This window comes from Lutibacter sp. A64, assembly GCF_022429565.1.
Taxonomy (GTDB): domain Bacteria; phylum Bacteroidota; class Bacteroidia; order Flavobacteriales; family Flavobacteriaceae; genus Lutibacter.
Genome location: NZ_CP092487.1, coordinates 953,292 through 967,241, shown reverse-complemented (window position 1 = coordinate 967,241; position 13,950 = coordinate 953,292). Strand labels below are relative to the sequence as shown.

Here is a 13,950-nt window from a genome sequence, read left to right as displayed (position 1 = left end):
AAAAAATGGAAAGAAATACTAAAATATTAACTGGAATAATAGTGCTTTTAATACTGCTTAACCTTACAATAGTAGGAACTATTTTATATAATAAAAGTGAAATTTCAAATTATAAGGTTCAGGATAATAAGGAAATAGCAATGCCTACAAATCACTTAGGTCGTTATTTTAGAGATGCATTAAATCTTTCAAATAAACAACATAGAGCATTTCAGGATATTAGGCATCAGTATCACGAAAATTCTGATGTTATTATTAAAAAAATGGATAAGAATAGAAATGATTTATTAACAGAGTTAGGTAAAGAAAAATCGGACACCATAACGTTAAATAAATTATCACAAGATTTAGGTTTTCTGCATACTGAATTAAAAAATTTAACCATTCAATATTACCTTAATATGAAAGAAGTTTGTAATGAAAAGCAAAAGGTGAAATTATTTGAAACATTTAAAGCAATGGTTAATTCAAGCGATATTATTCCAATGCCAGAAGAAAAAAGTTATAAAAACAATTAGAAAAAATCATTTAAATAAATAATAAAATGAAAACAACAAAAATTATCACGTTAGTATCCTTTGTAACAATATTGTTATTTAGTGTCAATTCTTATTCACAAGGTGGTAGAATGGGTAAAGGAATGCAAAACAGAGGTACTTTTAAAACTTTTGATCTTGATGGAGATGGACAAATTACAGCTTCAGAATTTGAAAAAGTAAGAGCACAAAGACAAGCTCAAAATTCTAAAAAAGGTGGTATGATGCGAAATAAAGCAAATGCGCCATCGTTTGAAAGTATTGATTTAAATAATGACGGTGTAATATCTTCTTCAGAATTTACAAAAAATCAATCAAATAGATTTAATAACAGATCTAATTCAAAAAACGGACAAGGAATGAGAGGAAGTCAAGGAGTTGGAGCAACTCAAGGAAGAATGCAAAACAGAGCTTCTTTTGAAACTTTTGACCTTAATAATGACGAATTTATTTCTGCTTCAGAATTTGAAAAAGTAAGAGCGCAAAAAAAATCTGAAAATGCTAAAAAAGGTGGTATGATGAAAAACAAAGCTACTTCACCATCTTTTGAAACTATTGATTTAAATAGCGATGGTAAACTATCTAAAGACGAATTTGCAGAAAACCAAGCAAATATGTTTAATAGTAGATCAAATACACAAAACGGGCAAGGAATGACTGGCAGAATGCAAAACAGCGCTTCTTTTGATACTTTTGATCTTGATGGAAACGGACAAATTACAGCTTCAGAATTTGATAAAGTAAGAGAAGAAAGACAAACTGAAAATGCTAAAAATGGTGGTATGATGAAAAACAGCGCTAGTGCTCCATCGTTTGAAAGTATTGATTTAAACAAGGACGGTGTTATTTTACCTTCAGAATTCGCGAAAAATCAAGCAAATAGATTTAAAAATAAATAATTAAAAATATCAGGTGCTAGTAAAAGCACCTGATATTTTTTTTACAAACAAATAAGATGGGAGATTTAATAAAATTAGTTTCAATTGCTACCATAATAAGTGTGGTTTTTATTTCGTGTAATAATAATCAAACAAAAAAAACAGAAGCTATAGCAATATCCCAACAAGACTTAAAAAGCACAAAAGGTTATAAACTTTTAGAAAGTAAGTGCTATATCTGTCATTTTGAAGTGCCCGATCCTGTCAAAATGAACCAAATGCTTGCACCACCAATGCTGCGTGTTAAAGAGCATTATTTACCAAATTATCAAAATAAAGAAGACTTTATAAAAGCAATTACCAATATTATAAATAACCCTTCTGAAGAAAATACATTAATGCCTGGGGCTATTAAAAAATTTAACTTAATGCCTAAATTAATTTACAATCAAGATGAATTAAAATTAATTGCTGAAACTATTTATAAATACAATTTTGGTGCTGCTCCAAAAATGAAAATGTTAATGATGGGAGGGTTACAATTAAATAATGGTGAAAGATGGAAATTAAAAAAGGAAACTATTAAAAAATTGGATGGCATTACAAACAGTTTATATACCTTTAAATCTAATGAGATTAAGGAGTATAACCAATTTGGAAAAGACTTATTTGAACAAGCTAAATTTATAATGTTAGATAAATCTTACACAGGCGATAAATTTGACCAAATTCATAATTTCTTTAGTGGTGTAGAAAGTGATATGCATTTATTAATTGAAGAAAAATCAATTGAAAATGCTAAATCTTTAGTTGAAAATATGAAAACAAAATTTAATGACTTTTATAATTTCTTTGAAGAGGAATAAACTACGGTCAACAAGACGCAACTAAAATTATTTATTATTGCTAATTAGCAACGTTTCTTAATTTTAAATTAATTAATTTTAAGTATGAAAAATCACAATAACCAAACCACACTTTTGGTTACTCTAAACCGCTATTTTTCAAACAAAAAAAATCATTTTTAAAAATAAATATTATGGAAATTACAAAGTATTCTAAGGTCTATAGAATAATTCATTGGACAATTGCTGTTTCATTTCTTCTATTATTAATTACAATTTTTTTACGATTAACGTGGCTCAATAAATATAATGTGGCAGCTATCATACAGGATTACCTGAGTACTACTGACCAGGTGCTATCTCAGGAACAACTCATTGTTTTAGCGAAAAAGATAAGACAACCAATGTGGAATTGGCATATTTACATTGGCTATGTATTGGTAGCACTATTTAGTATTCGTTTATTAATTCCTGCATTCGGACATATGAAGATTCAAAATCCTCTTGATAAAAATCTGTCCACAAAAATGAAATTTCAAAAAGGGATATATATTATATTCTATTTATGCGTTATTGTTTCGCTTGTTACCGGGCTCATTATAGTATTAGGGCCTAAAGAATTTAAAAAACCAATGGAAGAAATCCATGTGTTAAGTATTTACTACCTAATAGCTTTTATTGCAATCCATTTAGCAGGTGTATTAATAGCAGAATTTACTGACCAAAAAGGAATTATTTCCAGAATAGTAAGTGGGTCGAAAAAAGATAAATAAAAAGTACGAAAGTACAACAATGTATAAAATTTATGCTCAAATCGGATTTGGTACAAACCAACAAACATTCAATAAAAATATTGCTACGGCGGAAAAATCTTCGATTTTTACGTCGCACAAATCTTATGTGTGCCGAGAAGCTTAGTCGGCAATAATTACTAAGCATGCTGTAATTGAGATGGTGGAAACCGTGAGGTTGACCCACCGAGGTCGTTCTTCAGGGGAGGGCTTCAAACCACCTAAAGGTGCTGTGGTAAAGAGCCATGGTGCTGAGCGTTTAGGAGAATCCAATCCACGAGGTTGGCAGGTATGGATAAAGGAGATGAATGCAAATGAACCTCTGATGAAGTGTCGAGAATGTGCAACATTCTGTCAAAAGTGTTTGAAGTAAGACAAACATTATAAGTATAGCGGTTACCTGATTATTGGCTATGCGACAGGCGTCATATAGGAGGCATGACCTTTATTCGGGCTTAGTTACGGAACTCGGGAATCTGCATTTAGTTGTCAAGGGAAATACACAATAGGAACAACCTAGAGGTAGAATACCGATACTAAATGTAGAGGCGGACTAATCCGTAGTAGTGATGAAGGTTTTGTAATGAAACTGGAGCAAAGGGATTAGCTAGAATGTTTTATATTTGGTCAACTTTTAGGAGGATGAACCTATATGTCAAACATTTTAGAAGAGCCGTATGTTGGGAGACTATCAAGTACGGTTCTGTGAGAGGCTTGGTGTGAAATTCCCCTTGCCTACTCGACAAAATACCGTTGTGCATAATGCGTAAAATTTTGCTAAACATCAACATTTGAACTAAAAAAGCCAACGCCCAAACAGCACATTTGTTTTTTTTGCCGAAACATCAGCCAACACAAAAAAAAACAAAAGAGCTGTTTCTTTGCCAACGCTCGAATTGACTCTAATATTAAACTGAAAAAAATGAGCTATTCATATAACAAAAAAATAATACATTCGTTGATAGGTATTGGTCTAATTGTTTACTATAAATTTATGAATATTAAATAAAAGTAAAAATGAAAAAAATAATTGTGGCATTATTAGTAATGGTTGTATGCGTAAGCACGACAATGGCTCAAGAATGGCAAACAGATATTAAAGTTGCAAAAGAAATTGCATCCAAAGAAAACAAACCCATAATATTAGTATTTCAAGGTTCAGATTGGTGTGCGCCTTGTATTAAACTTGACAGAGAAATTTGGAGTACAGACACTTTTAAAAAGTATGCTAATGAAAATTATGTTATGCTAAAGGCAGATTTTCCTAGAAGAAAGAAAAATACATTGTCAGAAAAACAAACAAAATCGAATGCATTACTTGCTGAAAAATACAATAAACAGGGATTTTTTCCTTTTGTTGTAGTACTTAATTCTAATGGCAAAGTATTAGGAGAAAGTAGCTATAAGAAAACTACACCAGAAAATTATATTAAAGAATTAAACGCTTTTACAAAGTAATTTGAAACATCTAATCACTTTATTATTTTTATTCTCAATAATGGGTTGTACAGCACAACAACCTCATAAGAGAACACTCAAACTAATGGGTAGCCGATTTGATATTACTGTTGTGGCAAACGATTCTATACAAGCAAACAAATATATTGATACTGCTGTCGCAGAAATATCAAGAATTGAAAAGTTGATTTCTTCTTGGGATGAAAATTCTCAAACATCAGAAATTAATCGCAATGCTGGAATTAATCCTGTGAAAGTTGACAAAGAATTGTTTAATTTAATTGAAAGAGGAATAGGCATTTCAAAATTAACGGATGGTGCTTTTGACATTAGCTATGCTTCAATGGACAGAATTTGGAAATTTGATGGCAGTATGACCAAAATGCCTTCAAAAGATGAAATAATTGCTTCTGTAGAAAAAGTTGACTATCAAAACATTATTTTAGATAAAGAAAATAGTACAGTATTTCTTAAATTAAAAGGAATGAAAATAGGTTTTGGTGCTATTGGAAAAGGCTATGCAGCTGATATGGCAAAAACGCTACTTATTTCAAAAGGTGTAAGTTCAGGAATTATTAATGCCTCTGGAGATATGAATACTTGGGGAAAACAACCAAATGGAAAAGATTGGAAAATAGCCATTACAAACCCAATGAATAAAAATAAAGTCTTTGCATTACTACCTATTACTAATGGAGCCGTAGTTACTTCTGGAAATTATGAAAAATATGTAAACTTTAATGGTAAACGATACACACATATTATTGACCCAAGAACTGGATATCCTTCTACCGGAATTATAAGTGTAACCGTATTTGCGCCAAAAGCAGAATTGGCAGATGCACTAGCAACTTCAGTATTTGTTATGGGAAAAGAAGCTGGGTTAGACCGCATTAATCAATTACCAAAAATAGAATGTATTATTATAGATGATAAAGGAAATATTACAAAATCAAAGAATATAGAAATAGATAAATTATGATTAAAAAGTTGATATGCACTGTATTAATAACTACTTGCTTTAGTAGTTGTGTTGTGGTTAAAGAATACGAAAAAGTAAATATAAATGACCCAGATATGGCATTGGTAGATAAGAAATGTGACAGAAATGTTTCTACTATGCATTCTTATCGTGAAGCTGCTGTAGGAGCAAATGGAGGAAAAACTGGAGGAGGCTGCGGCTGTAATTAATAAAACAAGAAATTTTGAAAAAAATAATTTTAATATTCTGCGTATTTGCTTTTGCTAAATCATATTCGCAAACAGGGCAAGACTCGACCAAAGTTTATAAAAAACGTGTATTAGAAACTACAGAAGTAGATTTTCTAACAAGTTATTACTCGCAAGATGGAGATAATGCTGCGGTAAGTGGCGGAATTGGTACTGAAGAATTAACAGATGTTACAGGTACTTTTGTCGTTTCAATACCTTTAAATGATGATGATGTATTAACCATTGATGCAGGAGTTTCAGCATACACATCAGCATCTTCAAGTAATATTGGACCTTTTGATGATGGACCAGCAGACCCATTTCAAGCGTCTTCTGGTGCATCAAGTAGTGACCTTTGGGCCAATTTAACTGGAAGTTATAGTCATAGCTCTGACGATAGAAATGATATTTGGTCTGCAAAAATAGCTATTTCATCAGAATACGATTATTTTTCAGCAGGTATTGGTGGTAGTTACACAAAATTATTTAACGAAAAAAATACAGAATTAAGTGTAAACGCAAATGTTTATATAGATACTTGGAATGCCATTTACCCAACCGAATTAAGACCGTTTGAAGAAAATGGAAATGGTTTAAATGATAATTTGTTTACTCAAAACACAATTACAGGCAACACAAATTATAATCCTAGATTTAGTGAATTTAAAGATGAAGGGCGTAATTCTTATGCTTTAGGTTTCGGGTTCTCTCAAATTCTTCATAAGAATTTACAAGGTTCGATAGCATTAGATTTTGTGCAACAGCAAGGTTTATTATCTACACCATTTCAACGCGTGTATTTTAGTGATGTAGCAGATTCATTTATAGATAACTTTCAACTTGCAGATGCAGTTGAGCGTTTGCCAGATTCAAGATTTAAAGTAGCAGCTGGTGGACGTTTAAATTGGTATTTAAATGAAATATTTACAGTAAGAACATTCTATCGCTATTATTTTGATGATTGGGGAATCTCTTCACATACTGCAAGTATTGAAGTACCAGTTAAAATAACAGATAAGTTTACATTGTATCCATCGTATAGATTTTATAACCAAACAGTAGCTGATTATTTTAGACCTTATGAAAGTGCATTATCTACCGATGAGTTTTACACTGCTGATTATGACCTTTCCGAATATTCTGCGAACCAAATTGGTTTTGGAGTGTCGTACACAGATATTTTCGCAAAAACACATATTTGGAAACTAGGTCTAAAAAGTATTGACTTAAAATTTTATCAGTACGATAGAGATACATCTTTTAGTTCTAGTATTATTACAGCAGGATTTAAGTTTGTAATGGATTAATCGAATATTGGAAATTTGTTTGTGTTAAGCAAACGCTAAAAAGCCATACACATTTGCAATTACTCACATATTTTAAGTTGCTTTTTGGAGTTCGTGAACTTCGTTTCGCATTATCTAACGCTACACCAAAAATTGCAAAAGAGTATGTCTTGCCAACGCTCAATTATGAACTAAATAACAAACATCGGAAAACAAGGCTGAACGTGAAAAGCACTACTTACAACAATGGTAATCGTTGCACAAGCCCACGATAATAATTAGACAAACCCACAAAAGCCTCTTTTTAAGAGGTTTTTGTTTTTTACATCATTGTTAAATAATTAATTTTTGAATAAAGGCTTTATTTGAACTTGAATTAAGGCTTTTAAATATAAAACAAAATGACGCACTGCTTTGGCATCACTTTCTACAATTTTTGTAATGAATTTTAGATGTTTTTTGAGGTTATAAGCCATTGCAGAAAGATGCATTGAAATGACATATACAAATGGTTCGATATATATAGATTTATAATTAATGGCTAGTTCTGGCTCGCTTACGAAAATCCTTGCGGATTTTCTATTCGGTTTTTATTTGCTAAATTAGTTGCTTAACCACGCCACTAATCATAAACAAACTCGTTGGCAAATATTACGATGAAAAAATGTTGACTGAAAACAAATTCAGTTAGTATCTTCTTTATGCCATTGGAGAAATCGTTCTGGTTGTGATTGGAATTTTAATTGCACTTCAAATTAATAATGTTAATAGTCTTAATCAACAAAGAAAAGCTGAGAAAGAATACTTATTGTCGTTACGGACAGAGTTTAATACCAATATTAAAGAAATAGATGAATTTCTATCTATGAATAATTCACAAATTTCAACATTAGAGAACATGTTGGAATTATTTGACAATAACATTCGTGATATTGTATCTTTAATTTTACTTAAAAAATATAAAACAAAACATTAAAATGGCTGGAGAAACAAATTTATCGGAATTAATAAAAGGAATGACGCCTAAACTGATTGATGGAGAGTACGTGTTTTCAACAATAAAAGATATTAATATAATTGACCGAAAAGATACTATTTGTGAATTCAAAGAAAAGGAAGGAACAACTATTATTATTGAGAGAAAAAAAGCAGACAAACTAAACTTGAACTATGAATATATTGCTTCTTGGATTACTCTTATGATTCACTCATCTCTAGATGCAGTAGGTTTAACAGCTATATTTTCAACAGAATTAGCGAAAAATAATATTAGTTGCAATGTAATTGCAGGATATTATCACGACCATATTTTCGTTGATAAAAAAGACTCGGAGAAAGCAATTAAAGTTTTGCTAGAATTATCCAAAAATCAATAAAAATCCAGTTGCTAAACAACTAAGCATTCGGCTTGTCGATAGGCTAAAGCTGAATACTTAGTTGACTAATCGTATTTGGATTAATTTAGGTTAATTTTCTGTTTCTATGGGGATTTCGATACTAATTGAGAAGCTAATTAAAAAAAGTATTGAAGTGTTTTACTTTTTTTTGGTGATTTTTGGGTAGTTATTAATTTTTAAACTTACCTAAATAAATTATGCTATTTTTATTTAATAATTTTTTTGGTTAATAAGTGCAGCACTTGGTATATTTTATTGCTTGCTTATCCCCTACTTATAAAAACACCTTCGTTTTTTTTGGTCTGTAATTATTTACTAAATTTAGTGCTTAAAACACGCCGTAAAACATATATAAATACGTTGTGTGTAATAACATTAGAACAAAATTGAGATTAATTTAAAAATATAAAAACTACGTTTATCCCGTGTTTTTTTTAGGGTAAAACAGTTATATTTGTTATTATATAACACGTTATGTGGTATTTAAACTAACCTAATCCAAAAATAAAAGATGAGTATAAAACGAATAATAATACTACTATTGATTTCCCTTGCTGGAATACTTGTATTTAGAAAGGCAATATTACGTGAGGTTACAAAAAAATGGGAAAAGGAATCTTTAGTCTATGAGACTGATGATTTTAAAATCGAAATGGCAATGAATTTATCAAAAGGTTGTGCTAAAAGAGGAATCGACTTTTATGGTGACACCATTATGATTTACAATTTCAAACTTAACGATATTCTATTGTTTCTAACTCAAAAGAATATTAATAGTAGCGAGTTTAGCAATTCAGCTAAAATACCTCCAAAAGGATTCAATTTTTCATATTATCCCAAAGACTCAACGGTAAACTACAAATTAAACAAAACCGAAATCTTAGATAAACTCAGTGGAGAATTTAATTTTAAATATCACTATGACAGTGTTCAAATGCGAGAATATGTAGCTAAGCTTGTTGATAAAGAAAAACTCAACAAAAAAAAGGTTGGTGAAAAGATTGGAAAATTTAGACTCGGGAAAGACTATATTGAATTTATGGGAAATGATTTAGATGGGGTTTTTAGGGCATTCAACTTTTCTGTAAATGGACAGGTTTTTCAAAACAATATCAAGGACTCTCAATTTTATTCTTTTAAAGTTCCAAGTGTAAAAAGAGATGAGATTTTAACGTATTTTGACAAGAAACTGGGAATTGAATTTAATGAAAAAGAAATAATGACTGAGATATTTATTGTGGATTTTGAATAAAAAACACCACATAACACGTGCTTATAAATAATTGCCGTTTAGTAAGTTATTCAAAGTTTGTCGCCCGTATCAAGTTCGGCGTAACTAGACAGGAAAGTAACTCGCAATCGGCAACTATTCATAGCACAACAACCGTTAGCAAACATTAGAACCCAATCTATGAAAGGAATTTACATAACAATCATATTTTCTATTTTTTTAAGTTGTTCTTCATCTCAAAAAACAATTAAGAAAACAAAATGCCCTAAAATTTACAAGAATAAGTTTACGGAAATTTTGAATGAAAAGTACATTACTGTAAATGGCAAAGACACTACAAAAATTAATGAAATTAGATATGAATGTGTTTACTCTGCTTTATACACTCACAAAGTGATGTATGATAAATATGGGAAATGGGACAAGGAAATTTTCCCGAGTAACAGAAAGTACCCAATACTTATGTGGAATAACATTGACCTATTGTCAAACGGAAAGAAATATACTGTTTTGACAAACGGACTTGAGGAGTGGAAACATATTTATGCATCAGTTATGATATTGGATGAAAAAGAAAAGGACGTTTTAACGGAACAAACTGAAGAAAAAATTGCTTTGACAAACTTCTTTGGTGAATTAATTAAAAACCACAATCCTGAAAAGAAAGATTTTTACGAAGTCTATTGGAAAATGGTTGACCCAAAATATTGGGAAAAAATTAAACAATACCAAAAGAATAAATAACGTTTGCTAACAACTAAGCATTCGGCTTGCCGATAGGCTAAAGCTGAATGCTATGTTGACTAATCGTATTCAGATTAATTTAGGTTAATTTTCTGTTTCTATGGGGATATAAGTTATGTTATTTTTATCTAATAATTAGCTTCCGCCTTTTTGGGTTGATAAGTGCAGCACTTGGTATATTTTATTGCTTGCTTATCCCCTACTTATAAAAACATCTTCGTTTTTTTTGGTCTGTAATTATTTACTAAATTTAGTACTTAAAACACTCCGTAAAACATATATAAAAATACGTTGTATGTAATAACATTAGAACGAAATTGAGATTAATTTAAAAATATAGAAACTACATTTATCCCGTGTTTTTTTTTAGGGTAAAACAGTTATATTTGTTATTATATAACGAGTTGGCATTTATGCCGACTGAAATCCTGAAAAATTAGAAACATTCTAGAATTTAAAATAAAAACGCAAGTAGAAAACAGAAAGAAATTAATTCGAATTAAAGTACTAATAAAAAGATGACTATGGGATTAATAATTACTAGTATTGCATTAGGAGTTTTAATATTTTTTATTATTTACAAATGGACTAATATCAAGATAAAACTTCAATTTAACATTGATAAAAAGAATCACATGTCAAATGCTGAACCTGAAGAAAATAATATTCAAAAATCTTCTGAAAGACCGCAAAAAGAATTAGGAAAGAATAAATGGTTATATCCTACTGATAACTTCGGAAAAATGGAAAAAGGCAAAGTTCTATAAAAAAGGATTACAAATTTTTCCAATTATCAGTTGATTGAAAATTGAAACGTAATGATTTATAAAATTAGTTAAATAAAAAGATTGAAAAGCACAAAATGCCAACACCTCATAAAATTTATGCTTACTTTTAAACTAAATAACGAACCGACAAACATTTAACAAACGATTTGCTACGTCCGAAAAATCTTCGATTTTCCAGTCTCACAAATCATATAAAATCACGTTAGCAACAAGTTAAAAAAACAGAAATTAAATGGCTGGTGAAACAGATATCTCAGAATTATTAAAAGGAATGACTCCCAAACTGAATATAGGAGAATATGTGTTTTCTACTGTAAAGGACTTAAATAAGATTAGCCGTAATGATACAGTTTGTGAATTCCAAGAAATGGAAGGAACTACTATTGTTATTGAGAGAAAAAAAGCAGACGAGCTGAATTTGAGCTATGAGTATATTGCTTCTTGGATTACTCTTATGATTCACTCATCTCTAGATGCAGTAGGTTTAACAGCTATATTTTCAACAGAATTAGCGAAAAATAATATTAGTTGCAATGTAATTGCAGGATATTATCACGACCATATTTTCGTTGATAAAAAAGACTCGGAGAAAGCAATTAAAGTTTTGCTAGAATTATCCAAAAATCAATAAAAATCCAGTTGCTAAACAACTAAGCATTCGGCTTGTCGATAGGCTAAAGCTGAATACTTAGTTGACTAATTAGGATACGTGTTTGTTAATTTAGTAATGTATATAAATAATAGCGGTTTAAGTAATAAAGTGAAGATAAGTAAATATAAAAGTGCTGTATTTAACCAAAAAGTTAATTTGTAAAAACCTACTACTATTCTTACACTAGCACTTTATATGCAAGCGAAAAAATAGATATTAAATGAATGAACAATTTATAGTAGAAAAAACATATAAGAAAAAAGACTTTTCGGAAAATGGACTTGAAAAAGGCGAATATGAATTATGTACTTTTTTAAATTGTAATTTCTCGAATTCTGATTTGTCCGAAATTAGGTTTATAGACTGCGAATTTTATGATTGTAATTTAAGTTCAGCTCATATTTTACAAACAGGATTTCAAAATGTACTTTTTAAAGATTGTAAAATGTTAGGCTTACAATTCGATAAATGTAACGACTTTGGATTTTTAATAAAAATTGAAAAATGTCAATTAAATCATTCGTCATTTTTTAAACGCAAACTTTCAAAAATTTCATTTCAGAAAACCAAACTTCAGGAAGTTGATTTTACGGAGTGTGATTTGAGTTCATGCGTTTTTGACGATTGTGATTTACAAAATGCAATATTCAAAAACACCAACTTACAAAATGCTGATTTCAGAAGTTCTTCTAACTTTACAATTGATCCTGAAAATAATAATATTAAAGGAGCAAAATTTAATTTAGATACCGTAGTTGGACTTTTAACCAAATATAACATTAAAATAGAACCTAACTTTTAAAATAAAATCTAGAATACAAAAAAACTAACTGTATGTAACAATAATAATTCTTTATATTTTAGTGAAATTATGCAACAGGTACAATGTATAATATTTTAATTAAGGTTAGTTTACGTATTGTAAAGACAGATGCTTAAGCGTTAAAAAAATAACAACTCTTTTTATTAATTTTACTCTAACCTTATTAATTGGAAAATTATAAAGATTGTTGATATAAAACTAAATTCTTAAAAAATATAAAAATGAACCAGTCTGAACTTATAATTTTAAACTTTACAGAGATTAGGAGAAGAAGTATAAAACTTTGGAATGGTCTACCTGAAAAATACTATAATTGGAAACCTGACGCTAAAGCAATGAGTGCATCAGAAATGATACGGCACGTTTTAGAGGCTGATTATGGCTGGAATATTATTATTAATCAAGGAGATATGACAAATTATAAAACACCTTGGAAAAACCGACCATTTACAAACCTAAAAGATGAACTTAAATTTGCTGAACCTTTTAGAAAAACATTTTTAGAAAGTATTCAACATTTTTCTGATAAGGATTTAAACGAAACGGAAATCATTCATCCTGGAAATGGAGACAAAAAAAATCTTGCAAAATATTTGTTACGTATTGGATATCACGAGTCAGTTCACGCAGGGCAATTCCTGTCCTATTTAAGAGCAATAGAAATTGATAGACCAAATTTATGGGATTGAAAAAACACTACAGCCAACAACTAAGCATTCGGCTTGCCGATAGACTAAAGCTGAATGCTATGTTGACTAATCGTATTCAGATTAATTTAGGTTAATTTTCCGTTTCTATGGGGATATAAGTTGTGTTATTTTTATTTAATAATTAACTTCCGCCTTTTTGGGCGGATTAGTTCAACAAGCTTACAAGTAAAATTGCCAGAACTGCTACGATATTTGGCGGACTGTAAAACGAAAAATGGGACTTGAATCCACAAGCCGAGGGATTTGGATATATGGAGGAAATTCTAAAAATTATTGGAAATTATGGATATTCTCTAAAAATCGCGCATCGTTTACCCAACACGTCTACCGTTCTAATAAGAATGGTTTCTGCAGGACTTGGAATAACAATGATGAGAAAATCGACCTTAAAAGGATATTCTCTTGACCTAAAAAGTATAGAACTTTCTGATTTACCTTATCAATTAGATATGAAACTGGTATGGAAAACAGAACGAGAAAACGAATTGGAATTGTATCTCAATTTTTGAAACACTATTTGAAGATTTAAGCCTTGTAACACAAACCAAATAAACATTAAAATAACTGATTATTCCCTTTCTTTTTATTTGATGAATAGA

Annotated in this window: 17 protein-coding genes; all 17 read left to right on the top strand. The window is 30.0% G+C overall.

From position 1 onward, the window contains the following. Positions 1-5: 5 nt before the first annotated feature. Positions 6-518, top strand: a complete 513-nt coding sequence (locus MKD41_RS03930) for a Spy/CpxP family protein refolding chaperone (protein WP_240244136.1) — start codon at positions 6-8, stop codon at positions 516-518. Between the two features lie 26 nt (positions 519-544). Next, positions 545-1,435 carry an EF-hand domain-containing protein gene (locus MKD41_RS03925; protein ID WP_240244135.1) on the top strand — a complete coding sequence of 297 codons (891 nt, stop codon included), beginning with the start codon at positions 545-547 and terminating at the stop codon, positions 1,433-1,435. Positions 1,436-1,491: 56 nt separating this feature from the next. Next, positions 1,492-2,280 carry a hypothetical protein gene (locus MKD41_RS03920; protein ID WP_240244134.1) on the top strand — a complete coding sequence of 263 codons (789 nt, stop codon included), beginning with the start codon at positions 1,492-1,494 and terminating at the stop codon, positions 2,278-2,280. A 173-nt stretch (positions 2,281-2,453) separates the two neighbouring features. After that, complete coding sequence (locus MKD41_RS03915; protein WP_240244133.1) at positions 2,454-3,032, top strand: cytochrome b/b6 domain-containing protein; 579 nt, start codon at positions 2,454-2,456, stop codon at positions 3,030-3,032. A gap of 1,035 nt (positions 3,033-4,067) precedes the next feature. After that, positions 4,068-4,508: a thioredoxin family protein gene (locus MKD41_RS03910; protein ID WP_240244132.1), complete on the top strand. Its 441-nt coding sequence runs from the start codon at positions 4,068-4,070 to the stop codon at positions 4,506-4,508. 40 nt (positions 4,509-4,548) lie between these two features. After that, entirely contained in the window at positions 4,549-5,490 is a 942-nt protein-coding gene (locus MKD41_RS03905) for an FAD:protein FMN transferase (RefSeq protein WP_240245002.1), read from the top strand. After that, on the top strand, positions 5,487-5,699 hold the full coding sequence (locus MKD41_RS03900) for a DUF4266 domain-containing protein (protein WP_240244131.1): 213 nt from the start codon (positions 5,487-5,489) through the stop codon (positions 5,697-5,699). The genes MKD41_RS03905 and MKD41_RS03900 overlap by 4 nt, the downstream gene beginning before the upstream one ends. A 14-nt stretch (positions 5,700-5,713) precedes the next feature. Continuing rightward, positions 5,714-7,027 (top strand): DUF3570 domain-containing protein, encoded by a 1,314-nt coding sequence (locus tag MKD41_RS03895; protein ID WP_371824284.1) that lies wholly within the window; start codon positions 5,714-5,716, stop codon positions 7,025-7,027. Positions 7,028-7,733: 706 nt separating this feature from the next. Beyond that, a complete protein-coding gene (locus MKD41_RS03890) occupies positions 7,734-7,982 on the top strand; it encodes a hypothetical protein (protein ID WP_240244130.1) in 249 nt (82 codons plus the stop codon). Position 7,983: 1 nt separating this feature from the next. Continuing rightward, the gene (locus tag MKD41_RS03885) at positions 7,984-8,382 is read left to right on the top strand and encodes an ACT domain-containing protein (RefSeq protein ID WP_240244129.1); all 399 of its coding nucleotides are present in this window, start codon (positions 7,984-7,986) and stop codon (positions 8,380-8,382) included. Positions 8,383-8,914: 532 nt separating this feature from the next. Next, positions 8,915-9,655 (top strand): hypothetical protein, encoded by a 741-nt coding sequence (locus MKD41_RS03880; RefSeq protein ID WP_240244128.1) that lies wholly within the window; start codon positions 8,915-8,917, stop codon positions 9,653-9,655. Positions 9,656-9,814: 159 nt separating this feature from the next. Further along, positions 9,815-10,378, top strand: a complete 564-nt coding sequence (locus tag MKD41_RS03875) for a hypothetical protein (protein ID WP_240244127.1) — start codon at positions 9,815-9,817, stop codon at positions 10,376-10,378. A gap of 524 nt (positions 10,379-10,902) precedes the next feature. Continuing rightward, positions 10,903-11,145, top strand: coding sequence for a hypothetical protein (locus tag MKD41_RS03870; RefSeq protein ID WP_240244126.1), 243 nt, complete (start codon positions 10,903-10,905; stop codon positions 11,143-11,145). A gap of 253 nt (positions 11,146-11,398) precedes the next feature. Continuing rightward, positions 11,399-11,797: an ACT domain-containing protein gene (locus tag MKD41_RS03865; protein WP_240244125.1), complete on the top strand. Its 399-nt coding sequence runs from the start codon at positions 11,399-11,401 to the stop codon at positions 11,795-11,797. A gap of 241 nt (positions 11,798-12,038) precedes the next feature. Next, positions 12,039-12,620 carry a pentapeptide repeat-containing protein gene (locus MKD41_RS03860; protein WP_240244124.1) on the top strand — a complete coding sequence of 194 codons (582 nt, stop codon included), beginning with the start codon at positions 12,039-12,041 and terminating at the stop codon, positions 12,618-12,620. Between the two features lie 242 nt (positions 12,621-12,862). Beyond that, positions 12,863-13,330: a DinB family protein gene (locus MKD41_RS03855; protein WP_240244123.1), complete on the top strand. Its 468-nt coding sequence runs from the start codon at positions 12,863-12,865 to the stop codon at positions 13,328-13,330. Positions 13,331-13,572: 242 nt separating this feature from the next. Continuing rightward, positions 13,573-13,860, top strand: coding sequence for a LysR substrate-binding domain-containing protein (locus MKD41_RS03850; protein ID WP_240244122.1), 288 nt, complete (start codon positions 13,573-13,575; stop codon positions 13,858-13,860). Positions 13,861-13,950: the final 90 nt, after the last annotated feature.